This is a genomic window from Methylovorus sp. SPW-M1, assembly GCF_053848825.1.
The window spans coordinates 2,899,068-2,922,468 of sequence record NZ_CM132626.1; the positions used below are offsets into that span (position 1 = coordinate 2,899,068).

A 23,401-nucleotide genomic window follows, 5' to 3' on the forward strand; every position below is an offset into this window, starting at 1 on the left:
AAAACTGGTGGTATGGCAACAAGACAAGTTGCGCTAGCAACAGCACGGCAAACAGCTGGCAGGCGCAATCAGGTGAAATAAGGGGACAAGGAGAAGCCGGCGGGAGAATGCCGGCAGCATGTGATCATGCCGCGCCACAGGATGGGCAGCAGCTGGCACGCGCGAACGCGCCATCGGTGTTGGAGCGGCCCACCATAGACCGGCCAGGGCGCTGTCAGGCAATCCTTCGTACATTGTCATGCGCCCGCTCCAGCGGCAGGGGGTCAATCCAGGCCGCGATGTCGATATCCTGTTCGATGAAGTGATGCTCCAGCAGGAACTGCTTGGCGATGGTGAGGCCGTCGATGGCTTGCTGGTTCAGCGTGATCACCAGATTCTGGTGAAAGTCAGGCCCCAGTACTTTATCAAGCCAGGCCTCCGACCAGCCGGTTTCATGGCCGATCAGGCGCAGGCTTTCTTCGCGGTTCTTTTTTGCCCACAGGCCGGCAGTCACGACTTGCCGTAAAAAACGCTCCACCACATCCGGATGCTGGGCAATGGTGTCGGCGTTGACGGTAAGGGGCCGCGGCGCACAGTTGCTGATGCGAATATACGGGTCAGGATGAAAGCCCAAGTCGAACACAATATGCGCGCCCAGCAGATGGGTGATTTCGGCGCCGCGCACGTCCTTGACATAAATCGCATCCACTTCGCCGCGCACCAGGGCATACACCTCGTTGACATAGCCGTGTCGCGCATGGCCCCAGCCACCGGGCCGATCAATATCATTCACGGTAATATAAGCCGAATCCGGCAGCTCAACCACTTCAATATCGCGCAGACCTAGACCCGCCTGTTCCAGCGCCACATAAAAAGCCCGCAGCGCGGCCGCGCGGTTGTAGTCGCTGGCGATCTGGTGGATGGGAATACCAACCTTGCGGTCCTTGAGATCGTGCGCTGTGCGTATGCCGGAACCGGGCAGCGTGATGATGGCCTGGTATTCATCAGTCCAGCTGATGCCGATCACCCGCGTATCGCTGCCATTGGCCTTGGCCCAGATGGCAGGTGTATTGCCGCCCTGCCGAAAGAGATTGGGCAACCGGTGATCAAAGTGCGAGACCAGGTCGGACGGTTTGTCCGACTCGATCAGCGAGCGTAGCGGGATATCCCCGGCAAACTCCCGCTCCAGCAGTCCCAGTTGTATCGCCAACCCCAATGGCGTGGGAACAGGAGAGCGGGTGTAGGTAAACTCGGTGGTGTAGGTCATGGTGAATTATTGTTGTTATGAAATGGATGTTGTTATGCAGGCTGTTTACTCGCTGGCGACTTTGCGCCAGCGGAAAAGATAAGCCGTGATGCGATACAGCACAAAGGTCAGCAGATACCCGACGACACCGATCAATATGGTCACCACTACCAGGATATCCATGCGGGAGGCCATTTCGGCATTCATCATCAGATTACCCAGGCCAGCCCCGGCATTGAACAGAATCTCGCTGCCTATGGTAGACAGCCAGGCCATGGCCAGCGCGAATGACACGCCGGTAAAGATATTGGGCAAGGCAGCGGGTAGCAGGATATGCCGGAACTGCTGGGCACGGCTCAGTTTGAGCACGTTGCCCACTTCGAGAAATTTGCCATCGACCTGACGCAGGCTTTCATAGGTGGCCAACACCAGTGGGAAAAACGCCGACAGGCACACGATAAACAGCTTGGCGGTATCTCCATTGCCCAGCCACAGGCTGAACACCGGCACCAGACCCATGAGTGGCACCTGACGCAGGATATGGTACAGCGGCCCCACCGAAGTATCGATGAATCTGGAACTGGCCATGGAAACGCCCAGCACCAGGCCAAACGAACCACCGATGGCGAGCCCGGTCAGCGCCCGCTGCAAACTCGCCGCCAGATTGACCTGCAGGTCTCCACTGGCGATCAGCTCGCGCAGGGCTTCCTGCATTTGCGACAGCGAGGAAAAAGCATAGGCAAACGAGGCGCCGCGAGTGGACATATATTGCCAGCCCAGGAGCAGGAGTATTGGCAGGATAAGACCGACCGCGCGACGGCCCAGGCCTATCCGGGAAAACAAAGAAGAAATTGAACGCATGACTACCTACTCCTCAGGCGACGCGCCAGCGCACCAGATGGGCTTCGCCCCATTTAAAACTGCGATCTATGCAAAAACCGATCACGCCTGTCAGCACGACGCCGACCAGCACAATATCCAGGCGGAATATATCGCGCCCCATCTGCATCATCTGCCCAAGGCCACTATCCGCCACCAGCAACTCGGCCGCCACCAGCACGGTCCATGAGCGTGCAAACGCAATGCGCAACCCCGTCAGCACCGGCGGGAAAATCGCCGGGATAATGACTTTGCCATAGAGTGTGGTCCAGGGCAGCTTGTACACCCGCGCCACTTCCAGGTAGTTCACAGAGACACCGCGAGTAGCTTCATAGGCAGCCAGTGCCACCGTGAAGAACGAGGCCTTGATGACAATGGCAATCTTGAAGCTTTCATCCACCCCCAGCAGCAGGATGAAAATCGGGATCAGCGCGATGGTGGGAATCTGGCGTATGCCATGAAACAGCGGAGCGCACAGCGCCTCCACGTTTTTGGACAGGGCCATCAGGATGCCAAACAGCAGCCCGGCCGATGCCCCCAGGCTGTAACCAAACGCCAGCCGCGACAGGCTTTTGCTGAGATGCTCCTGCAACTCACCCGATGCCAGCAGCTCCTGAAAGGTACTGGCAACTTCCAGCGGTGATGCCAGCAGCTGCGGGGAAATGAGCTGCAGGTGACTGACCCAGCCCCATAGCAGCACCAGCAGCACGGGCGATACAAACGCTGCCAGCTTGAGCTTGCGATAATGCACGCGCCCGGCCACACGATTAAGGCCAATGGCGGCCCGAATACCGATACTCATCTGCCTGCGCCCGCTATTCTGCGTTGGTTAATACAGCAAGCCGGGTAATGCCTGCCCGCTCAATCGCGGCCATGACCTTGGCCACCGTGCCGTAATTCACCGACTCGTCCGAGCTCAGGTGCAAGCTCAGGTCAGGGTCGGCAGCGTGCAATGCTTTCAGCTCGCGCTCGACATCGGCCACCGCCAGCTCGCGCTTGTCGATAAACAGCTTGCCCTGGGCATCCACACTCAGGCTCACGGCTTTTTTCTGCTCGGCAGGCTGGGTCGGCGCGGTTTTCGGCAGATTGACCGTAATCGCGTTATTCAGCACGGGAATGGTGACGATAAAAGCCACCAGCAACACCAGCATCACATCCACCAGCGGTGTGATGTTGATTTCGCTCAATACCTCATCGGCGTCGTTACTTGTAGAGAATGCCATTATGCGAATGCCTCTTTCTTGATATTGACCACAGACGATGCCACGTCGGGCTTGTTGCTGTTGCGGAACGATACCTTGCGTGACAGGTTGATGAGGTCAGCGGCGAAATCATCCAGATCGCCACTTGCCAGCTTCAGGCGGCGGGTAAAGAAGTTATAGGCCAGCACGGCAGGCACCGCGACCGCAATACCCAGGCCCGTAGCAACCAGTGCTTCACCGATAGGGCCGGCCACCACTTCCAGGCTGGCAGTGCCAAGACGACCGATATCGGTCAGCGCGTGCATGATGCCCCACACCGTGCCAAACAGGCCGACGAAGGGTGAGGTGCTGCCAATGCTGGCGAGGATGGCCAGACCGCTTTCCAGGCTGCGACGCTCTTTCAGGATCTGCTGGCGCAAGGACCGCTCCAGCAAGTCCTGACGCTCGCCGCTGTGCTCCAGGTCATGCTGGCCTGGGGTATCGGCATCGCGCAGGGCATTGAAACCTGCCTGTGCCACGCGGGCGGCTGGGCCATTGAAGTCGTTGATTTCCGCCGCGGAGAGTAAATCCGGCGCCGCCCAGAATGCCTTCTTGTAACGTTTGTTCTGATAGCCGGCGCGGAAATTCTGCACGCCTTTCACCGCCAGCAGCGTCCAGGTGACCACGGAAAATGCGACCAGTGTCCAAAGCACACTATCGACGATGAGGGAGGTTGATGAACTGATTGCCATAATGATTTCCTTAACTTAACAATATTTAATTTAGCGATATTTAATAAATGCGTAACCTGGCGACCAACTTACTTGGCCAGCCGGAATTCGATAGGCACAGTGGCCCAGCCATCCACCGGGGTGCTACCGCGCTTGGCGGGGGCAAATACCCAGTTTTTGACGACTTCGAGGGCGGCTTCATCCAGTGTCTTGCGGCCGCTGGATTGCTTCACCTCCACAGCACCTGGTTTGCCGCTTGCCAATACGCGCACACGCAGAATGACCTTGCCCTCCCAGCCTTGACGCTGGGCAAACGCGGGATACTCGGGTGGCGGATTGTTCAGATAACCGGCATAGCCCACGGCCTCGGTCAGTGGTTCTTCCTTGGGCGCGGGTGGTGCAGGCGGTGGGGTAGGCACGGCCTGCACAGGCTCAGGTGTATGCTGCGCCGTGGTGTTTTCCTGCACGGTCATGTCGCTGGGTTTGATATCCGGCTCGGCAGGCGCCGTTTTCAAGGCCTGCACTGGCTTGGCCGGCTGCGGCTTACGCTCAACCTTGGGTGGCGGGGGTGGAGGTGGTGGCTCAATCTTCTTTTCTGGTTCGATCTTGGGGGCTGGCTTGATGAACTCAACCACCACCTCTTTGCGCACAGGCTTGGGCGGCACGCGCTGCGATTCCAGATAAGCGGAAATACCGACAATATGGGCAATGACCACCAGGGCAACGATGCCGCTGTTGCGTTGTGTCAGCCACTTGCCGGAACTTTCCAGCTGCTCCAGGGCACGATTGCGGTAGAGCCCGAAACGCTCGCCGCCATCCGAGACGGCACGCGCCACAGCGTCTTTAAGAACCGATAAATTTTCTTCAATATCCGGCAACGCGCCGAGCTTTGTGTAACCTGACGGGTAACTCGGCTGAGAATTCGAAAGACTAGACATGACCTTTCTCCTTTCGATAAGTAATGGGTGGATTGCGCATCAAATAAAATCGCTCAATACATCATCGCGTATGCGTTGAAACTCGCTCGCCGAGCGTATGCGCGGACGTGGCAGCTTCACCGGGACAATGCGTTTTATACGGCCAGGATGTGATGTCATCACCACAATGCGGTCGCCCAGGAACACGGCTTCTTCCACATCATGGGTGACAAGCACCGTGGTTAATCCTTCTTGCTCCCACAGGCGCTGCAATTCGTGTTGCAGCTTCATGCGGGTCAGCACGTCCAGCGCGCCAAATGGCTCATCCAGCAACAGGAGCTGGGGCCGCAACACCAACGCGCGGGCGATGGCAACACGTTGTGACATGCCGCCTGAAATCTGGTGGGGATAGGCTTTCTCGAAGCCGGTCAGCCCCACGGTGGCAATCTGCGCCTTGACGCGGGCATGGCGCTCTTCCTGCGAAACATTGGTCGCCGAAAACGCCAGCAGAATGTTTTCTTCCACGGTCAGCCAGGGGAACAGGCGGTGCTCCTGAAACACAATGCTGCGATCGAGCGACGTACCGGAGATACGCTGGCCCTGATACACGATATTGCCTTGGTACTGCGCATCCAGGCCGGTAATCAGGCGCAGCAGCGTGGATTTGCCGCAACCACTGGCGCCGACGATGGAGACAAACTCGCCGGAACGGATATCCAGCTGGATATCATCCAGCACCTTGAGCGGCTCGCCATGCAGGAGGTAGCTTTTGGATACATGATCCAGCTGTAGCGCATACGAAGCAGGCTGCTGCTCTGCCTCATCTTTTGGCTCTTCACTCCGCCTGAAATCGATTACTGCCCTTGTCACTGCCATGCCTGCCAACCTCTTTTTCAATGCCGCATCGTATTGCGACCTAATGTCTGTTTACCCATGACTGTTTATTCCAAAACAGCATGAGCATGAATGTCTATATGACTATGCAAGGCATATGCCAGCCATGGATATGTATTTTTTATTGTTTAATTTCAGCTATTTACAAAAAACATCCATCCCATAAAAAAATCAACTGTTGCTCAGGCAACAGCAAATACGGCGGCTTTTGTTTCCCCTGCAACAGCCATGAAAAAAGCCGTCTTGCGACGGCTTCTTGCTAGTTCCTGGCTTGAGCCACATTCACCGGAGGCGGCGCAGAGCGCGCCACCCAATAGTGCTCGATCCCCAGATCCTTGAGTGCCTGATTCACAAAGCGCGGGTTCAGCAGTTGCTGGACACTCACCTCATTGCGGATCAAGCCCGAGCTTTTGGCGTAGGCAGCCAGGCGTTGATAATGGGCAGTGAGTACGCCGTCATACACGGGCGACCAGCGATCTTTCCATGGCACGGCATCGCTTTCGTAATCACGGCGAACCACCGACTCCGGCTGCACCTGACTCAGGTAGTCCTTGATGTATTTATCGCGATTGGCTTCCTGCGATGCCCAATAGCTGGTTTTGACATAAGCATTCACCACCAGCTGGGTAATTTCCGGGTGTTTGTTCACAAAGTCGTTGGTCGCCCAGATACCGCCACGCAGCTTCTGATCCGTGAGCGAGGTCTTGGTGGACCAGATAATGCGACCGACGCCCTTATCCTGCAGGTTGTAGGCATCATTCAGGCTGAAAAAGCCATCTACCGTACCGCTGGCAAGCGCAGCGGCGCCAACTTGCGGATTGACGTTCACAATCTTGAAATCCTTGAGGGTCAGCCCTTGTGAAGCGGCGAGGCTGGCAAAGGTGGCTTCCCATGGGCGGCCACGATGCAAGGCAATGCGTTTGCCCTTGAGATCAAGAATGCTCTTGGCCGTGGAGTTGGCAGGGACCACCAGATAGGAATTGCCATTGCTGCCCCAAGGCGCCACCAGTTGAACAACCGGCTTGGCCGCATTGAGGATAATCGGTGGCAAATCGCCATAGGCAGCAAAATCAATGGTGCCGTTGGCAAAGGCTTCATTGATGATAGGACCGACCCCGGAGTGCGAGGCTGGCACCCATTCCAGTTTGATGCCTTTTTTGGCCAGGCTTTGTTCAAGGCCGCCTTCATTGTTGACGGCATCCACGCCCATGTAGGACGTCTTGCCTGCCAGGTTATAAGCCACCACGGCAATGCGCACCACCTTCGGTGCTTCTTCTGCCACGGCCTGCTGGGCGACAAATGCCCAGAATGCCGCCACACTTGCTGCCAGTATCGCCAGGCGATACACCACATTCACTTTCATTACCTGCTCCTTAATTCATTCATTTGGGACAATGCGCCCACTACGCTCAGGCTGCTTTTCGCTCGGCTTGCAGCCAACCGATGGCGGTCTCCAGCGGGCCTCGGTCTATCCAGGCATCGAGATCAAAGTCGCGATCCAGCAGCCCATGGATCAACATGAAGTTCTTTTGCTGCTGGAAGAGATGCACCCGCTGCTCGGACAAATCGGGGGCCAGACTCAGATGGAATTGATCCCCGTAGGCTTGCTGAACGCCGATACCGCCAGAGCGCGTCTCCCCTTCCAGCACCTTGCGCACCCCTTCCAGATTGGTTTTTGCCCACTCGGATGCGCGCAAGGATTGATACAGAAAGCGCGCGACCAGCTCTGGATGCTCCTGCAGCAGTTGCTCATGGACAGTGATCGGGCGCGGCGTGCCGTTATTCACGCGGTACTGCAGGTCCGGGTAGGTATCCAGATTGATACCAACGACCACACCCTGCCGCTGTGCGGCCTCTACTGCAGAGGCTCCTTTCACATACACGGCATCCACCTTGCCCGCCGCCAGTTGCTCGATACCGGCCCACAAGCCGCCCAGATCTTCACGGCCACCTTGTCCGGAGCCCACTTCCACCAGCTGCACATCATCCAGCGTCAGTCCGGCGATTTTCAGCGCGCCCTTGTACCCATGCAGGCTCATGCCGCGCGCAATGCTGCTGCCGCGAATGTGGTCGTGCAGGGGGTGCTCAATGAAGGCGGGCAATGCCAGACGCAGCCCCTTGAGATGAGCGGGTTCGCTAATGCCAGAGTCGGGCCGTACCAGGATGGTTTGCCATTCATCAATCCAGGTGAGGCCGATCAGCCGTGTAGGCGCTCCTTGTGCCCGCGCTGCGATGGCCAGCAGATTGCCGCCCTCGCGAATCAGCGTGGGCAGCTGGTGATCGTAATGATGACGCGCCAGCTCACGATGATCCTGCAAGGTGGAAAGGGCAATGCCATCCGCGGCGAACTCGGATTCCAGCCAGCCCAGCTTGTGGGCGAGTCCGGTGGCAGTGGGCACCGGGCAACGGGTGAACCAGAGCCGGTCTATGGCTTGTGCAGTGGTTGAGCTCACGGATATCCCCTTAGCCTGCTGCCTGCAAGTTGGCAGGGGCGCTATCGTTTGCTGGCACCAGGCCCAATGATTTGGCTTGGTCATAAATCTTGGCCATCTTCCACTGCTGGGTCAGTACGCCAGGACCATAATCACGCGAGCCGCCGAGGGAATCCGCCAGGCTTTGGATCAATGCACCCTCTTCCAGCAGCAGAATGAATTCGGCCAGCTTGCGCAGGCCTTGCTTGCCCCAGACGGTTGAACCGCCATTGGCTTCCAGAATCGCGGTGTTGTGTGGGTTCAGGCGAATCTGATCCAGAATGAAATCGACTTCCTGCTGACGACGGTCGATATAGATCGGGATTTCACGAATCAGGTTAAAACGCTGCACCGGCACGTAACGGATAGGCAAAGGCCGGTGTGCCTGTGCCCATGCGCCCAGATAAGGGGAATGCACGTGGGAAATCGAGGTGACATCCGCATGCTGCTTGAACAGCTTGTTGTAACGGGTATTGCCCAGGCCGCTTTTGCCGATGACGACATTGCCATCAAAATCCACCACCAGCGCTTCAAGCTTTTTGCCTTTGTTGAAAGGCCCACCGTAATTGACGATCACCAGTTGTTCCTGGCCTGGAACACGCTCGACAAAACCTACCGTGCCATTGGCCGTGATGGTTCCGGTCTCGCGGAACACATCAAATGCCAATTGCGACTCTTCCAGCACGCTTTGTACAAAATCGTCCAGCTCTCTTTTTGCTTCAACAGCGATCACGCTCATTTTTTTGCCCTCTACGTTGGTATATGTATTGCATCCAATGATGCATAAACAAGCAGGGGCAAGAGCTATGCCAAAAAGAACCAGCACAGCATGATTAATTTTAATTGTTTAAATTCATTGACCTATGAAATGCACACTGCCTTTACCCAGGTGGATATGATCAAGCAAGTGTTGGCAGGCAAACATCTGCAAACACAAGACTGTTGCCTGACCACCACTTTTTACATGCCTTAATTTGCATGAGCCTGAATAATATATAACCATATCTTATATTGGTATAATGTGATATTAGTGGAAATGTTAATAACATTTAGCTATATTGCGCACTGCAATTTACCAAAGAGAGCGTCACACAATGCGAACTCAATTATGGGACTATGACCTGGAAGACGACGAGCCCACTCAGCCACCAAAAGGGGCCGAGCACGTCATCACGCACCCAAATCCATCCTCTGTCAGCTTGTCCATCCGGGCCAGCGCCCTGGTATTCAGCGACCCCAAATCGCAACAGCTGCTGAGAATGATAGAGCGCGTAGCCAAGAGCGATGCCACCGCATTGATTATTGGCGAAACCGGCACCGGCAAGGAACTGATTGCGCGCCAGATGCACGCGCTCAGCGAGCGCAAACACGCGCCTTTTCAGGCTGTTAATTGCGGCGCATTCTCTGAAACGCTGGTAGAAAGCGAATTATTCGGCTACGAACGCGGCGCCTTTACTGGCGCATCGCAGTCCAAAATCGGCTGGTTTGAATCCGCCAATGGCGGCACACTGTTTCTGGATGAAATCGGCGACTTGCCACAATCCACCCAGGTAAAACTGCTGCGCGTATTGCAAGAGCGTGAAGTGGTGCGGGTAGGCGCGCGCAAGGCCATCCCGATTAATGTACGGCTGATTGCCGCCACCAATGTGGATTTGGAAGAAGCCGTGCGTGCCGGCCGCTTCCGCGAAGATCTTTACTATCGCATCAAGGTCGTGCCCATCAACCTGCCGCCATTGCGCGAGCGCCGTGGCGACATCCTGCCGCTGGTGGAACACTTCCTGAATGTATACAAGGAAAGACTCCAGACTGCTGCGCCCCAACTGGCCCCGGAAACCATCCGCGTGATGCTCGAATACCCCTGGCCAGGCAATATCCGCGAGCTGGAAAACGTGATTCACCGTGCATTGCTGGTCTCGAACACCAACACCCTGCAACCGCACGACCTCAACCTGCCGCACTCCCTGCTGCAACGCGAGGAACACGCGGCCCGGCCGCATCATCCCGCCAAACCTGCCAAGCCCTCCGCTGGTCAGAGCAGCGAGGTTTCCACCTACCCACTGGAAACGGTGTTTTATGAGTTATTTCAGGAATCACCGGACAAGCTGTTCGACATCGTCAACAACCTGCTGGTGAGCAAAGCCTATGATTTTTGCCATCATAATCAGGTACATACCGCGAGATTGCTTGGTATCAGCCGGAATATTCTGAGGGCGAGACTCAAGGAATTGGGGTTGATTGAGTAGTAATCGACCCCACCACCAAGAAAGATATACTCTCATTCTAAATACACTTTCTCGTTTTCTAGTGAAAACGAGAAAGTGATTCTATTTTTCATAATGTTATCAACAGCACCCTCTTGGTACACGCTAGTAGGATTGCTCCAAGGTCAACGGTAAGTTACATGAAAATTCAAAAAAATGAATTTTTCAGCTAACTAGCGGAAACCCCGAGTAACTCATCTCCTCGGGATACCAATACGTCATGAATACCTCCTGAATCAACGAAAAAATTCTCAAACCTACGTCAATGTGGCAAAATTTGACGCTTCGTCAATCAGCACCCAGCACCTCTCTTTTGCCCCGTATCCACCGCGCTTGCATAAGATTTCACGCACGGTGCGGTCAGCCAACAAAAATTACGCGAGTATGGTGAACAAGGACCCTAGACTTCTCAAAGAAATAACGCAGAGCAATATGAAACTGCACTAAAACGGTTTAACGAAAAATCTTCGCGTGTTTTTTAGTGCTTTTTGAGGTGCGCGTGTAATTGACTATACCGATATAGCTTGACGTTTTTATGGAAAGAAAATAATGAACAGGGTTGCATTAATCACAGGCGTAACCGGGCAAGACGGGGCGTATCTGGCAGAGTTACTGCTCAACAAAGGCTACATCGTGCATGGCATTAAACGTCGTGCTTCGTCATTTAATACAGCTCGCATCGACCACTTGTACAGAGACCCTCATGAAGAGGGCGTCCGCTTCTTTCTTCACCATGGTGACCTGACAGACTCAAGTTGTTTGATCCGTATTATTCAGCAGGTACAACCTGATGAAATTTATAATCTTGCCGCACAGAGCCATGTCGCCGTGTCTTTCGAAGAGCCGGAATACACAGCAAACTCAGATGCTCTAGGCGCTCTAAGAATATTAGAGGCTATACGTATTCTGAAGTTGGAAAATAAAACGCGTTTCTATCAAGCATCCACTTCTGAACTTTATGGGCTAGTACAGGAAACACCCCAAAAAGAGACCACCCCTTTTTACCCACGATCGCCTTATGCAGTTGCCAAGCTATATGCTTATTGGATCACGGTTAACTACCGCGAGGCATATGGCATATTCGCTTGCAATGGCATCCTCTTCAATCATGAGTCGCCTGTACGCGGCGAGAATTTTGTAACTCGCAAGATTACTCGCGCATTATCACGCATCAAACTCGGCCTGCAAAAACAACTGTATCTTGGCAACCTAGATGCCAAACGAGATTGGGGACATGCTCGGGATTATGTAGAAGCGCAGTGGTTAATATTACAACAGGAACTTCCTGAAGACTTTGTAATTGCTACAGGTGTTCAATACAGCGTTCGCGACTTTGTAAACATTGCCGCGACAGAATTAGGAATGCAGCTCCAATGGGAGGGTAACGGCGTTGATGAAAAGGGATATGACATTAATGGCAATTGTATAGTATCTGTTGATCCACGCTATTTTCGTCCAACAGAAGTAGAAACACTACTGGGTGATGCATCAAAGGCTAGAAACAAACTGGGCTGGCAGCCTAAAACTTCATTCCAGGAATTGGTTAAAGAGATGGTCAAAGAAGATCTGGAAACAGCTAAACGTGATGAGCTAGTAAAAAGTCACGGATACCATACCAATATTTTTCACGAGTAAAACTACGTGACCCTAGGAAGGAATTTGATTGCCGGATTGGCCAACTCAAGTTGGTCGGCCCTAATAGCTTTGGCATCAATACCGTTCTATCTCAAATATTTAGGAGTAGAAGCTTACGGAATCATCGGATTTTTTGCGACCATGCAAGCGCTCCTTCAATTGCTTGACATGGGAATGGCGCCAACGATAAACCGTGAAGTCGCTCGCTGCACAGCCGCTGGAAAACTCAAGGAAGCCACCAATCTACTACATTCTCTTGCAATCATTTATTGGTTAATAGCTGGAGCAATAGCATTATCGTTTGTGGCATTTGCTCCATTAATCGCAAAATTTTGGCTGAAATCACAGACTTATTCGGTCGAAACAGTTTCCAATGCGATTATGTATATGGGATTGGTTGCGGCTTGTCGTTGGCCCATAGGGCTATATCAAGGTGCATTAATGGGCTCACAGCGCATCGTCCTCTCAAGCTCAATCAATATGACGATGATAACTATAGGCAATGTTGGTGCTATTGTGGTCATCGCATTTATATCCCCCACCCTCACAGCGTTCTTCACCTGGCAAGCCATCACCAGCATATCTCATGCTTTTATAATACGATATGCCGCATGGAAAATCATAGGATCAACCCAAAGAAAAAAATTTGATTATTCTTCATTAAAAAATATATGGAAATTCACAGCTGGAATGAGTGCAATTTCTTTAATGGGGATGATATATACACAACTCGACAAAATAATATTGAGCAAATTTCTAGATTTAGAACAATTTGCCCACTACATGCTTGCTTCGACTGTAGTTAATGGATTATATCTTCTAATAACCCCTGTCTATAATGCAGCTTATCCACAATTCTCAAGCATGGTAGTTTCCGGAGATCGAGATTTAATATTACAGAAATTCAGGCTATATACTCGAATAGTATTAGTTTTTCTAATCCCCGCAGCCGTGTTACTAATCGCATATCCGGAAAATATTATTGAAATCTGGACTGGAAACTTAAAAATTGCGAATTCCGTAGCCCCAATAATTTCCCTACTTGCAGCAGGAGTAACCTTGAATGGGATAATGATGATTCCACATGCACTACAACTAGCATACGGAATGACTCGCCTTCCCATTATTATTAATGGCGTACTTATGATTTTTATATTGCCACTTATAATATATCTATCCCTGTCTAGAGGTGCTATTGGTGGAGCACTAGCATGGTTAGTAATGAATATATCTTATGTGATTTTCAGCACTTGGCTGACCAATAAAAAGGTTCTGCACGGCAAAGCGGTTGCGTGGGTAACTAAAGACGTAGCTTTACCAATACTCATAGTAGCGTTGATCACAGTTTTAATTAAGATCACAGTAATCAACTTAAACCTTTCGACATATGGAAGTTTAGCAACCGGCATTATTTCTTCAATATGTTTTTTTATAGTAGCGCTCCACCTAACACCTGAGCTTAGCATTCCTATTAAAAAAACCTTTCATCGATATATATTAAATGTGAATGAAGGCAAATGAAATGGATTCTGAAAAACATAGAGAATTTAAGTCAATAGGAATTAGAAAATACATTTTGTGTATTAAGCTGATAACTAAAGCGTTCCTCCTATATATATATAATCACTGGCTTACGTTTTTCCCTATTTATTTTGTGAGAAAGCAATATTTAATACACGCCATAGGAGTAAAGGTAGGAAAAAAAAGCTTCATCCATATGGGATGCTTTTTCTATCCAAATAAAATTGAAATTGGAGACAATTCTGTAATAGGGAGATATTGTCATCTACTTGGCGATATCACTATCAAAAACAATGTTTCCATAACTGCACAGACTTATATTTTTAGCCTAACACATCAGAAAGACTCAAGATCTTTTGAAACTGTTAACTCGCCAGTCTTAATAAATGATTATGTATGGACAGGAGCAAGGGCAATGATATTGCCGGGGGTAACTCTAGGGAGAGGTGCGATCATTGGTGCTTGTTCAGTAGTAACAAAAGACATCCCAGACTGGGATATTGCAGTTGGGTCTCCTGCAAGAACCATAGGGAAAAGAAATAACAATGTCGATTACACTTTAGAATATATTCCTTATTTTGAATAAATTATCTACACATCAATCAATAACTGCGAGATAAAATCTTCAGTCATGAAAAAAAATATTTCAATTCTTGTTTTATTACCTGTTATCCCATTCCCCCCGGATGACGGTGGGAAAATAGCGAGCTATACGTTTATCGAGCAGCTTAGAAATAAATACGACTTTACAGTTCTCATGCCATCAAACAACCGTAATGATGTGCAAAATTTAAGCGCTCTCAAAGAGCATTGGAAAAATGTAAACATCCTTTCTACTGAGGCTCCTCATAGAAATATAACCTGGTTCTTTTCTCGTCTTGTTAAAAAACTGTTTTACATATTGAATCGAGTTATATTCAAAAGATCAATTTTTGATGACCCGCATTTACTTTATCCCTTTCTTGATTGCAATCCGGGATACTTTCATGCACTTAAGAAAATTGTAGATGCAAATCATTTTGACTTGATACAGGTTGAATATGCTCAGAATCTTTCATTAGTCAACTGCCTGCCATCTACTATAAAAAAAGTTTATGTTGAAGTAGAGTCCCGATATTCTTTACTTGCAGATCATACTTTAATTGGTAACTCAGATAAATCTGACTACTATAACTTTATTATTGAGAATGTTAAAGCGACAGAAATAGCTCTGCTAGCTAAATATGATGCAATAATTAGTTACAGCAATGACGATCAAGAAAGATTAAAAAAATTACTCCCAGAAAAGCCTATATACGTATCACCCCTCAATTTAATAAACGATCCAGTCATGATAGATTATGGCCGTGAAGATTTCTCCGTGGATAAATTGGTCTTTATTGGTCACGAGAGCCACCTGCCTAACAAGGATGCAGTAGAGTGGTTTATTGAAGAAATACTTCCTAAACTTTCGAAATTTGATATAAAGTTTTTTGTATTGGGAAGATGGTCTAAATCTTTTGTTTCAAAATTTAAACATGATAACCGCGTTGTATTTACGGGATATGTAGACGACATAAATAGTTATATAAAAAACAGTATTAATGTCGTCCCCATTCGACTTGGAGGGGGTGGTTTACGATTAAAAGTTCTGCTTTCTATCGGCAATGGCATCCCAGTAGTGACTACAGACAAAGCTGCTTTTGGATTTGGATTTTCTCATGGCGTGAATGGCATGATAGCTAATAATCCTACGGAATTCTCTAATGCTATAGCAAGTTTGCTAGAAGATCCCAAATTAGCTAGTACTCTCTCAAAAAATGCTTACAATTTATATATTGAGAACTTCAGCGTTCAATCAACAACTCATATACGCGATGAAATTTATCAAAACATAGCTCGTAGCCCTTCCGAGGTAGGGTAAGGCATATGAAATCTGCTTTAATTACAGGCGTCACCGGTCAGGATGGAAGTTATTTGGCTGAACTTCTGATAAGCAAGGGATACCGAGTGATTGGTGGCGTCAGAGATATAGCTAAAGCTGAGCGCGCAATTAATGAGACTATTCGCAGAAATGTTGAATTAGTCGAGTGGGATGTTTTTGATCAGGAAAAAATCGCGCATGTCTTGAGGAAGTACAAGCCCAGAGAAATTTACAACCTTACCGCCATGTCTTCTGGCTCCGGGATGTATGACGATCCTGTATTGATTAGTGAGGTAAACGGTATAGCGGTAACGCGACTATTGGAAGCTATCAAACGTGTAGACCCTACCATGCGTCTATGCCAAGCCTCTAGTAGAGAAATTTTTGGCGACCCAATTGAGAGCCCTCAATCTGAGTCAACAGCGACAATACCTCGAAGCCCATATGGTGCAGCGAAACTGTATGCTGACTCGATGATCAAGATTTATCGCAAGCACTATTCTATCTTTGCGTGCTCGGCCATCTTGTTTAACCACGAAAGCCCTAGACGTGGACTAGGATTTGTAACTCGCAAGATTTCGCATGAGGCTGTAAAAATCAAGTTAGGCTTGGCAAAAGAACTACATCTGGGCAACCTGGATGCAAAACGCGACTGGGGTTTTGCCAACGACTTCGTGCGAGGCATGTGGTTAATGCTTCAGCAGGAAACCGCAGATGATTTTGTGCTTGCGACTGGAGAAATCCATACTGTGAGAGAGTTTTGCGAGCTTGCTTTTAGTCATTTGGGGCTGGCTTATCAAGAATATGTTCGTGAAGATATTGCAGCATTTCGTCCGAATGAACAAAGCCCTTTAGTTGGATCAGCAGCAAAAGCGCGCAAAGTCCTTGGCTGGGTGCCAGAAACAGGGTTCAAGGAATTGGTTCACAAAATGGTGGACGCTGACTTGCACCATCTAACGCATTGTATTAACGAATAATTAAGGCTTAGCGAATGTATAAGAAAATAGAAAAGTGCAGGATTTGTGGGAATTCACATCTTGAACAGGTATTAGATCTTGGAGATCAGATGCTTACTGGTGTATTCCCAAAGCAAATTCACGCCCAGATCACTTCGGGCCCTCTGAGATTGGTAAAATGTACTGGTACCGAGGATGTTTGTGGGCTACTACAAATGGAGCACTCATATGACCTGGGTGAAATGTATGGAGAAAACTACGGATATCGATCGGGCCTGAATGCAAGTATGGTAACTCACCTGAATAATAAGGTGAAACGCATCCTTGATCTTGTGTCCTTAGGTGAAGGGGACTTGGTTATTGATATTGGTAGTAATGACAGCACCACATTACAAGCTTATCCTTCCAATGGCCCTTTATTGGTTGGTATTGATCCAACCGGGATCAAATTTCACACCTTTTACCCCCCCCATATACAACTAATTCCAGATTTCTTTTCATCAAAACTTATTACTACTAGGTTTCAAGATAAAAAAGCAAAAGTAATCACCTCTTTTTCCATGTTTTATGACTTAGAGGACCCAATGGGGTTCATGCAACAGGTCTATGACGTGCTAGCCGACGACGGAATCTGGGTTTTTGAACAAAGCTACATGCCAACCATGCTAGAAACAAACTCGTATGACACGGTTTGCCATGAACACCTTGAGTTTTATGCTTTACGACAAATCAAATGGATGACTGATCGGGTTGGATTCCGAATTGTCGATGTTGAGTTCAATGATATTAATGGCGGCAGTTTTTCCGTGACCGTACAAAAGTCTCTTGGCAATCAGTCCATAGCGCCTCATGTACAAAATATTTTGGATAGTGAACGTACTAAAGGATTAGATACCCTTGAGCCTTACCGTGCTTTCTCAACACGGGTTGCTCAGACAAAACATGATTTACTGGCTTTCATATCCCAAGCCCGATCTGAAGGTAAATCACTAGCGTTACTTGGTGCATCTACCAAAGGCAACGTGCTGTTGCAATACTGTGGCCTTACAAGTAAAGAGGTTAACTTCGTTGGCGAAGTAAATTCAGAAAAGTTTGACTCCTATACTCCAGGTACTTGGATTCCGATAATTCCCGAAGATGACTTAATTGCTAAAAAACCAGACTATCTCATAGTCTTACCTTGGCATTTCAGAGATTTCTTTATATCTAATAAAAAGTTTTTCGGTATAAATTTAGTATTTCCCTTACCTAATATTGAAGTCGTAGATATTAATATAATCTCAAGCTGAGATGATGAATAATAAAGATAAAGAATCTCGTGTAATCGCATTTTATTTACCACAATTTCATCCAATTCCAGAAAACAATAAGTGGTGGGGTAATGGATTTACAGAATGGACAAATGTAGCAAAGGCTCGGCCTAAATTTTGGGGTCATTACCAGCCTCATATTCCGGCAGATTTAGGGTTTTATGATCTACGAATGGCAGAAACAAGAATTGCTCAGGCTGAACTCGCCCGAGAATACGGGGTGAACGGCTTTTGCTATTATCATTACTGGTTTAATGGAAAAATGCTTCTTGAAACTCCAATAGAAGCAATGATTAAAGAAGGTCAGCCTGATTTTCCATTTTGTATCTGTTGGGCTAACGAATCTTGGAGTCGACGCTGGGATGGTAGGGAAAACGAGCTCTTAATACGACAAGATTTAGAGGCGTATAATCCCGAAGAACATTTGGATTACCTAAAGCATTTTTTTGCCGATATTAGATACATGCGAATTAATGATAAACCTTTGATTCTAATATATAGAATCGATCAGTTCCCAGATATTAAAAATATTCTGGATCGATGGAGAAAAAAATCGGTTTTGCTGGGTCTCTCTGGGTTGTACATTTGTGCTGTTCGCAGTCATATGCATAGATTAGCCGATGATGAAACTATAAAACTCGGGTTTGATGCGATTGTCGATTTTGAGCCACACTCTAGTACAATGCAGAAACCAAATGCTTGGCACTACCTTCGTTATTTCCCAGCAAGAGTCATTAATTATTTGAGTAAAAGCATAGGCCTAGCTGGATTCATACCTCAATTGCCAGTTTTAAATGTTTTTGATTATAAAAAATTATTGCTTAATGCTATTAACTCACCTACCTCAACGGAACGTAAATTCCCTTGTGTAGTGCCAAGTTGGGACAATTCAGCTAGGCGACGCGCAGGAGCAACAGTAATTCAGAACCATGATCCAAAACTGTTTGAGTTATGGCTGCGAAATGCTTCATCAAGAGTAAGCAAATACCCGAAAGATGAGCGAATTATATTTATCAATGCTTGGAATGAATGGGCCGAGGGATGCCACCTCGAGCCTGATTTGCGTCACGGCCACCAATTTCTTGAAGCAGTAAGAAATGTCTTTGGATCAAAAAAGCATTAAGTTGAACTTAATATGTTCCATTACCATTTTCGGTATTCGGCCATGCCGCTAGCTTACTAGGTGGTATTTATGTCTTATCCATATAACTCACAATTGGTAATAGCTTGTGCATACTCTCTACATGTAGCAGACCTACGCAACAAACTTGATGCTCTATCAAAGCGATTAGGGCTGAAACTGCATGGCATTATAGTCAGTAATCACAAGGAGGCCTTACCATCCAACGATTCTGATTGGAATTATATTCATGGATCAAACTCTGACCATGATTTCTCAGCCTATATTGAAGGTCTTAAACACTGTCTGGCATTAAACGAACAGCCACCGTCTTCCATTTTATTCATTAATGATAGTTTGTTTTCTATCCACAGCGCATATGCCAATGCGCAAGAGACACTGAAATACCGTGATTTGGTAGAAAAACTTCAAGTGCCCGCTATTTGTGGCAAGGCTGATAAATATCTCACCTTATGCCATCAGAATCCATGGAGCAGGTTGAATCTTTACATTTCGACCTATTGTTTCCTTTTAAATAGCATAGGGATGAATATTCTTCTTAACTTACCATCGCTGGCAGATGCAGATGGCATTGACCGCAACCTTGCTATTTCTGATGAAGCATGGGGTGTTAACCTACCAGCCGCTTTTAGAGAGTTCATCCGGGCATTTTTGCTTTATGGGCATCCTTCATTTGTTTGGCCTGGATTAGGTCGCTACTCCACAGATGCCAAGCTCATATCGACCAAAGCGCGCTGTATATATCTTGAGCACAGGCTATCGGGTGAAATTGGCAAGCATGGTTGCGTGATACCCAACAATGTCCATATCAGAGCTAACTACAGGCTGTATCTCAGCGAAAAACTAGCCAGTTTACGTTGTTCAATCCTCAACCTAAGAAAACGCTGGATTTAGCAGACAGCATGAGTCGCATTCTTTTCGTAACGTCGTCGCATCCGGGGGGAGAGGGATTCATTGGCGCAGGTGAAGGTGTCTGCGAGAGTAATCTAAGAAACCTTATCCAACAGGGTCACGAAGTGCATGTGGTATGTTTTTCATTCCCATCCCAACACGAGAATGCGGAGGTAGTGAAGCTCTGTAAATCTTATACGGTGATCGAGCAGAGCCGCTGGACTTCCGTGCTTGGTATTCTGTGCAACTGGAGCTATGGCAGCTTAATTGCGCCATGGTTTTTCACTCGATGCAGCCCTGGCAATCGGCTGCATTTAAAACAAAAACTGGAAACATCTCTTTTCGACTCTATCTGGATAGAGTTTCCCTCATCGCTAGGTTTCGTATCTGAACTAAAAAAACGTTCGATAGACTACTTCGTGCATGACATCGTCTTTCAGAAAGTTTCCCGGCGCCCCTTGCTGTCTTTACTAAAAAATCAGATTGGTGCAATAGAGAATCGCCTTAGCTCCCATGCAGAGCGCTGCCATGTGATGGCAGAAAAAGATGCTGTGTTATTACGCAATATTGGCTATGCAGGTGAGATTTCTGTGGCACCTCTACATCATGTTAAAGCTGGGGTTGTGCCAGAAGGTAAGCCAGCTTGGGAGCTTATTAAATCATTTGCTGGCAGGCGCAACCTGGTCTTTTTTGGCAATATGCAGCGCGCTGAAAACCACTGGTCCATAGTCCATTTCATTCTTTTTCACTTTCCGAAAATAAAAGCAAAACACCCCGATGCATGTTTGTGGGTTGTGGGTATACGGCCTCGTTTTCTGCTTAGAGTGTTGGCAAAATTTATTGCAGGCATCGAAATCACCGGAGCAGTGGATGACCCCTCGCCTCTACTTGCCGCAGCCACATTATGCATTGCACCCTTGCGTTATGGTGCAGGCGTAAAAATCAAGGTTCTTCAGATGGTAGACTCTGGGGCCACTGTCATTGCAACCACTATTGCTGCTGAGGGTGTTGCGCCCGATAAACGTTTAATTATTGCAGATGGTAAAAAGTTCGATATGACCGTTTGTGAGTGGCTAGACAACCCTGATCACCCTTAAAAACGACATGAAAAATACCATTACCGTTTCCGTTGTCAGTCATGGCCATGGCGCGTTGCTTAACGAATGCTTGAGAGCTCTAACTCAATGCCCCGATATTGCGAAGGTTGTGCTCACGCTTAATATTGCGGAGCCTTTGCTTGAGATACCAGAGGCATTGGTTGATCGTATCTATAAAATTGAGAATATGAACCCCAAGGGATTTGGGGAAAACCATAATCAGGCATTCCGTTTTTGTAACACCCCTTTATTCTGTGTGCTCAACCCTGACATTACATTCAACGGTGACCCTTTTTCGCATTTGAAAATGGCAATAGCAGAAACAGATGTGGGGGTAATTGCACCTGTCGTGAGGGCGCCCGATGGGGCCATTGAAGACAATGTTCGTCAGTTTCCAACATTGTCTGGTCTTATTTCAAAAGTCATTTTTGGGAAATCTGGCGCAATAACGGTTCCTGCAGATAGCACCGCTATCTCGGTTGATTGGGTAGCGGGTATGTTCATGCTGTTCCGTAGCGAGTGGTTTTCGATGGTAGGGGGCTTTGACACCCATTTTTTCCTTTATTATGAAGATGCGGATATTTGTACCCGCCTATGGAAATCCAGAGCAAAGATTAAGGCTATTCAGCCGATGGTGCATGTCACTCATGCCGCGCAGCGAGCCAGCCATGTAAGGCTGCGTTTTTTGACTTGGCATCTTCAGAGTATGGCGCGTTATTTCATGAAGCATGCCGCTCGTCTACCTCGCCGGGGAGAGTGATTTGATAATGCGTCAAAACATATGCACGTTTGAATGGCGTTACCCCATAGCATTCTCATTTTCGCGAACGCTGATAACACTGGACCTCTAACGATGAGAACGCTGGTGACTGGTTCCAATGGTTTCGTCGGTAGGCGACTATGCAACACATTGGCAACAAAGGGATATCTTGTGCGAGGCGCAATACGTTCCCGTTCAGAGTCGGTCGACGAGATTGAGTTAACTACGATTGGTGATATCTCCAAAAACACCGACTGGACATTAGCCTTAAGTAATGTCAGCAATGTCATTCATCTTGCGGCACGTGTGCATGTGATGTCTGAACAAAGCACCGACCCTTTGCAAGCATTTCGTTATGTGAATGTTGACGCAACCCTGAATCTGGCTCACCAAGCAGCGGCAATGGGGGTGAAACGTTTTATTTTTGTCAGCTCCATCAAAGTAAATGGGGAATCAACTCTTCCTGGACAGACTTTTTCAGCGGATCGCCAGCCCGTGCCAGAAGATGCTTATGGGGTTTCCAAATATGAAGCAGAACAAGCATTGCTCTCCATAGGAAGAAAAACAGGCATGGAGGTCGTCATTATCCGACCACCTCTGGTATACGGTCCCGGCGTAAAAGCCAATTTTGCCTCTATGATGCAGTGGCTGGCCCGCGGATGGCCATTACCTCTGGGGGCTGTAAATCAAAACCGCCGCAGCTTGGTAGCCTTGGATAACCTGGTAGATCTTATTATTACCTGCATCGACCATCCTGCCGCCGCCAACCAAATATTTTTGGTCAGTGATGGGGAGGATTTGTCATCTGCCGAGCTCTTGACTCGCATGGCAAAAGCGCTTGGTAAACCAGCCCGCCTCTTTTTTGTACCCATTCCGATCCTAAAGCTGGGGGCTATCTTGCTGAACAAGCGCAGCATTTTCCAGCGGCTATGTGGCTCTTTACAGGTGGATATTGAAAAGACGCGACAGTTATTAGGTTGGAACCCACCAATCACCATTGATGAAGGATTGCGGCGCGCCGCCCAGTCCGAGGATAAGCATGAAACGCGCGTTTGACTTGATACTGGCTTTAATCGCTGCTCTGTTGCTGATACTGCCCATTCTGATTGTGGCCATGCTTGTTAGGCTGACATCCCCAGGGCCCATCGTCTACTGGAGTGATCGTGTTGGACGGCGCAACCGGATTTTCAAAATGCCTAAATTCCGCAGTATGCGCATCGACACTCCCGCCGTTGCAACGCACTTGCTGGAAAACCCTTCGCAATGGCTGACACCGATCGGGGCATTTTTGCGCAAATCCAGTCTGGATGAGCTACCTCAGCTCTGGAGCATACTCAAAGGCGACATGAGCTTTGTCGGGCCTCGGCCAGCCCTGTACAACCAGGATGATCTGATTGCATTGCGTACAGCGCAGGGAGTGGATGCACTGGTACCTGGTTTAACAGGGTGGGCCCAAGTCAATGGACGAGATGAGCTGCCCATCCCGCAGAAAGTGGCACTGGATGCAGAGTATCTGCACAGGCAATCGCTGATGTTTGACTTGAAAATACTCTGGATGACAGCACTTAAGGTGTTAACAAGAGACGGCGTGTCACATTAGCGATAAAATCACCCCCTTCATTGCAGGA

At 48.7% G+C, this 23,401-nt stretch carries 23 protein-coding genes; 13 read left to right on the forward strand and 10 right to left on the reverse strand.

Annotated features, from left to right (window positions below):
* Nucleotides 1-214 precede the first annotated feature (214 nt).
* The 10 genes from ACWWD9_RS13780 to ACWWD9_RS13825 all read right to left on the reverse strand — a co-directional run bounded on the left by ACWWD9_RS13780 (nt 215) and on the right by ACWWD9_RS13825 (nt 9,037).
* Nucleotides 215-1,246 carry an ABC transporter substrate-binding protein gene (locus tag ACWWD9_RS13780; protein ID WP_013440943.1) on the reverse strand — a complete coding sequence of 344 codons (1,032 nt, stop codon included), beginning with the start codon at nt 1,244-1,246 and terminating at the stop codon, nt 215-217.
* 45 nt (nt 1,247-1,291) lie between these two features.
* The gene (locus tag ACWWD9_RS13785; protein ID WP_455867317.1) at nt 1,292-2,086 is read right to left on the reverse strand and encodes an ABC transporter permease; all 795 of its coding nucleotides are present in this window, start codon (nt 2,084-2,086) and stop codon (nt 1,292-1,294) included.
* Between the two features lie 13 nt (nt 2,087-2,099).
* The gene (locus ACWWD9_RS13790) at nt 2,100-2,906 is read right to left on the reverse strand and encodes an ABC transporter permease (protein ID WP_455867318.1); all 807 of its coding nucleotides are present in this window, start codon (nt 2,904-2,906) and stop codon (nt 2,100-2,102) included.
* Between the two features lie 13 nt (nt 2,907-2,919).
* Nucleotides 2,920-3,327: an ExbD/TolR family protein gene (locus ACWWD9_RS13795; RefSeq protein WP_455867319.1), complete on the reverse strand. Its 408-nt coding sequence runs from the start codon at nt 3,325-3,327 to the stop codon at nt 2,920-2,922.
* The gene (locus ACWWD9_RS13800) at nt 3,327-4,037 is read right to left on the reverse strand and encodes a MotA/TolQ/ExbB proton channel family protein (protein ID WP_013440939.1); all 711 of its coding nucleotides are present in this window, start codon (nt 4,035-4,037) and stop codon (nt 3,327-3,329) included. The genes ACWWD9_RS13795 and ACWWD9_RS13800 overlap by 1 nt, the downstream gene beginning before the upstream one ends.
* Nucleotides 4,038-4,105: 68 nt before the next feature.
* On the reverse strand, nt 4,106-4,954 hold the full coding sequence (locus ACWWD9_RS13805) for an energy transducer TonB (protein WP_455867320.1): 849 nt from the start codon (nt 4,952-4,954) through the stop codon (nt 4,106-4,108).
* A gap of 39 nt (nt 4,955-4,993) precedes the next feature.
* Nucleotides 4,994-5,809, reverse strand: a complete 816-nt coding sequence (locus ACWWD9_RS13810; RefSeq protein WP_015829132.1) for an ABC transporter ATP-binding protein — start codon at nt 5,807-5,809, stop codon at nt 4,994-4,996.
* Between the two features lie 277 nt (nt 5,810-6,086).
* Entirely contained in the window at nt 6,087-7,190 is a 1,104-nt protein-coding gene (locus ACWWD9_RS13815) for an ABC transporter substrate-binding protein (RefSeq protein WP_455867321.1), read from the reverse strand.
* Between the two features lie 46 nt (nt 7,191-7,236).
* A complete protein-coding gene (locus tag ACWWD9_RS13820; protein ID WP_455867322.1) occupies nt 7,237-8,280 on the reverse strand; it encodes an ABC transporter substrate-binding protein in 1,044 nt (347 codons plus the stop codon).
* A 10-nt stretch (nt 8,281-8,290) separates the two neighbouring features.
* Entirely contained in the window at nt 8,291-9,037 is a 747-nt protein-coding gene (locus ACWWD9_RS13825; protein ID WP_455867323.1) for a class II aldolase/adducin family protein, read from the reverse strand.
* Between the two features lie 355 nt (nt 9,038-9,392).
* On the opposite strand from ACWWD9_RS13825, the gene ACWWD9_RS13830 reads away from it, so the two are divergent.
* The 13 genes from ACWWD9_RS13830 to ACWWD9_RS13890 all read left to right on the forward strand — a co-directional run bounded on the left by ACWWD9_RS13830 (nt 9,393) and on the right by ACWWD9_RS13890 (nt 23,373).
* Complete coding sequence (locus tag ACWWD9_RS13830) at nt 9,393-10,541, forward strand: sigma-54 interaction domain-containing protein (protein WP_013440933.1); 1,149 nt, start codon at nt 9,393-9,395, stop codon at nt 10,539-10,541.
* 567 nt (nt 10,542-11,108) lie between these two features.
* Nucleotides 11,109-12,194, forward strand: a complete 1,086-nt coding sequence (gene gmd, locus ACWWD9_RS13835; protein WP_013440932.1) for a GDP-mannose 4,6-dehydratase — start codon at nt 11,109-11,111, stop codon at nt 12,192-12,194.
* Between the two features lie 24 nt (nt 12,195-12,218).
* Nucleotides 12,219-13,715, forward strand: coding sequence for an oligosaccharide flippase family protein (locus ACWWD9_RS13840; RefSeq protein WP_168088807.1), 1,497 nt, complete (start codon nt 12,219-12,221; stop codon nt 13,713-13,715).
* A 1-nt stretch (nt 13,716) separates the two neighbouring features.
* Complete coding sequence (locus ACWWD9_RS13845) at nt 13,717-14,301, forward strand: acyltransferase (protein WP_049821856.1); 585 nt, start codon at nt 13,717-13,719, stop codon at nt 14,299-14,301.
* 45 nt (nt 14,302-14,346) lie between these two features.
* Nucleotides 14,347-15,618, forward strand: coding sequence for a glycosyltransferase (locus tag ACWWD9_RS13850; protein WP_455867324.1), 1,272 nt, complete (start codon nt 14,347-14,349; stop codon nt 15,616-15,618).
* A 5-nt stretch (nt 15,619-15,623) separates the two neighbouring features.
* Nucleotides 15,624-16,595 (forward strand): GDP-mannose 4,6-dehydratase, encoded by a 972-nt coding sequence (locus ACWWD9_RS13855; protein ID WP_013440928.1) that lies wholly within the window; start codon nt 15,624-15,626, stop codon nt 16,593-16,595.
* Nucleotides 16,596-16,609: 14 nt separating this feature from the next.
* Entirely contained in the window at nt 16,610-17,863 is a 1,254-nt protein-coding gene (locus ACWWD9_RS13860; RefSeq protein WP_013440927.1) for a class I SAM-dependent methyltransferase, read from the forward strand.
* A gap of 1 nt (nt 17,864) precedes the next feature.
* Nucleotides 17,865-19,007, forward strand: a complete 1,143-nt coding sequence (locus ACWWD9_RS13865; RefSeq protein ID WP_455867325.1) for a glycosyltransferase WbsX family protein — start codon at nt 17,865-17,867, stop codon at nt 19,005-19,007.
* Nucleotides 19,008-19,076: 69 nt separating this feature from the next.
* A complete protein-coding gene (locus ACWWD9_RS13870) occupies nt 19,077-19,919 on the forward strand; it encodes a hypothetical protein (RefSeq protein ID WP_148225245.1) in 843 nt (280 codons plus the stop codon).
* An 8-nt stretch (nt 19,920-19,927) separates the two neighbouring features.
* Nucleotides 19,928-21,013 (forward strand): glycosyltransferase, encoded by a 1,086-nt coding sequence (locus ACWWD9_RS13875; RefSeq protein WP_013440924.1) that lies wholly within the window; start codon nt 19,928-19,930, stop codon nt 21,011-21,013.
* 7 nt (nt 21,014-21,020) lie between these two features.
* Nucleotides 21,021-21,773 (forward strand): glycosyltransferase family 2 protein, encoded by a 753-nt coding sequence (locus ACWWD9_RS13880; protein WP_013440923.1) that lies wholly within the window; start codon nt 21,021-21,023, stop codon nt 21,771-21,773.
* A 33-nt stretch (nt 21,774-21,806) separates the two neighbouring features.
* Nucleotides 21,807-22,829: a UDP-glucose 4-epimerase family protein gene (locus tag ACWWD9_RS13885; protein WP_013440922.1), complete on the forward strand. Its 1,023-nt coding sequence runs from the start codon at nt 21,807-21,809 to the stop codon at nt 22,827-22,829.
* Nucleotides 22,813-23,373 (forward strand): sugar transferase, encoded by a 561-nt coding sequence (locus ACWWD9_RS13890; RefSeq protein WP_013440921.1) that lies wholly within the window; start codon nt 22,813-22,815, stop codon nt 23,371-23,373. Before ACWWD9_RS13885 ends, ACWWD9_RS13890 begins: the two co-directional genes overlap by 17 nt.
* Nucleotides 23,374-23,401 lie beyond the last annotated feature (28 nt).

What these genes read in the sequence shown, in the direction of transcription:
- ACWWD9_RS13780 (WP_013440943.1), bottom strand. Translation starts at nt 1,246, where the DNA reads ATGACCTACACCACCGAGTTTACCTACACCCGCTCTCCTGTTCCCACG.
- ACWWD9_RS13785 (WP_455867317.1), bottom strand. Translation starts at nt 2,086, where the DNA reads ATGCGTTCAATTTCTTCTTTGTTTTCCCGGATAGGCCTGGGCCGTCGC.
- ACWWD9_RS13790 (WP_455867318.1), bottom strand. Translation starts at nt 2,906, where the DNA reads ATGAGTATCGGTATTCGGGCCGCCATTGGCCTTAATCGTGTGGCCGGG.
- ACWWD9_RS13795 (WP_455867319.1), bottom strand. Translation starts at nt 3,327, where the DNA reads ATGGCATTCTCTACAAGTAACGACGCCGATGAGGTATTGAGCGAAATC.
- ACWWD9_RS13800 (WP_013440939.1), bottom strand. Translation starts at nt 4,037, where the DNA reads ATGGCAATCAGTTCATCAACCTCCCTCATCGTCGATAGTGTGCTTTGG.
- ACWWD9_RS13805 (WP_455867320.1), bottom strand. Translation starts at nt 4,954, where the DNA reads ATGTCTAGTCTTTCGAATTCTCAGCCGAGTTACCCGTCAGGTTACACA.
- ACWWD9_RS13810 (WP_015829132.1), bottom strand. Translation starts at nt 5,809, where the DNA reads ATGGCAGTGACAAGGGCAGTAATCGATTTCAGGCGGAGTGAAGAGCCA.
- ACWWD9_RS13815 (WP_455867321.1), bottom strand. Translation starts at nt 7,190, where the DNA reads ATGAAAGTGAATGTGGTGTATCGCCTGGCGATACTGGCAGCAAGTGTG.
- ACWWD9_RS13825 (WP_455867323.1), bottom strand. Translation starts at nt 9,037, where the DNA reads ATGAGCGTGATCGCTGTTGAAGCAAAAAGAGAGCTGGACGATTTTGTA.
- ACWWD9_RS13830 (WP_013440933.1), top strand. Translation starts at nt 9,393, where the DNA reads ATGCGAACTCAATTATGGGACTATGACCTGGAAGACGACGAGCCCACT.
- gmd (WP_013440932.1), top strand. Translation starts at nt 11,109, where the DNA reads ATGAACAGGGTTGCATTAATCACAGGCGTAACCGGGCAAGACGGGGCG.
- ACWWD9_RS13845 (WP_049821856.1), top strand. Translation starts at nt 13,717, where the DNA reads ATGGATTCTGAAAAACATAGAGAATTTAAGTCAATAGGAATTAGAAAA.
- ACWWD9_RS13850 (WP_455867324.1), top strand. Translation starts at nt 14,347, where the DNA reads ATGAAAAAAAATATTTCAATTCTTGTTTTATTACCTGTTATCCCATTC.
- ACWWD9_RS13855 (WP_013440928.1), top strand. Translation starts at nt 15,624, where the DNA reads ATGAAATCTGCTTTAATTACAGGCGTCACCGGTCAGGATGGAAGTTAT.
- ACWWD9_RS13860 (WP_013440927.1), top strand. Translation starts at nt 16,610, where the DNA reads ATGTATAAGAAAATAGAAAAGTGCAGGATTTGTGGGAATTCACATCTT.
- ACWWD9_RS13865 (WP_455867325.1), top strand. Translation starts at nt 17,865, where the DNA reads ATGATGAATAATAAAGATAAAGAATCTCGTGTAATCGCATTTTATTTA.
- ACWWD9_RS13870 (WP_148225245.1), top strand. Translation starts at nt 19,077, where the DNA reads ATGTCTTATCCATATAACTCACAATTGGTAATAGCTTGTGCATACTCT.
- ACWWD9_RS13875 (WP_013440924.1), top strand. Translation starts at nt 19,928, where the DNA reads ATGAGTCGCATTCTTTTCGTAACGTCGTCGCATCCGGGGGGAGAGGGA.
- ACWWD9_RS13880 (WP_013440923.1), top strand. Translation starts at nt 21,021, where the DNA reads ATGAAAAATACCATTACCGTTTCCGTTGTCAGTCATGGCCATGGCGCG.
- ACWWD9_RS13885 (WP_013440922.1), top strand. Translation starts at nt 21,807, where the DNA reads ATGGCGTTACCCCATAGCATTCTCATTTTCGCGAACGCTGATAACACT.
- ACWWD9_RS13890 (WP_013440921.1), top strand. Translation starts at nt 22,813, where the DNA reads ATGAAACGCGCGTTTGACTTGATACTGGCTTTAATCGCTGCTCTGTTG.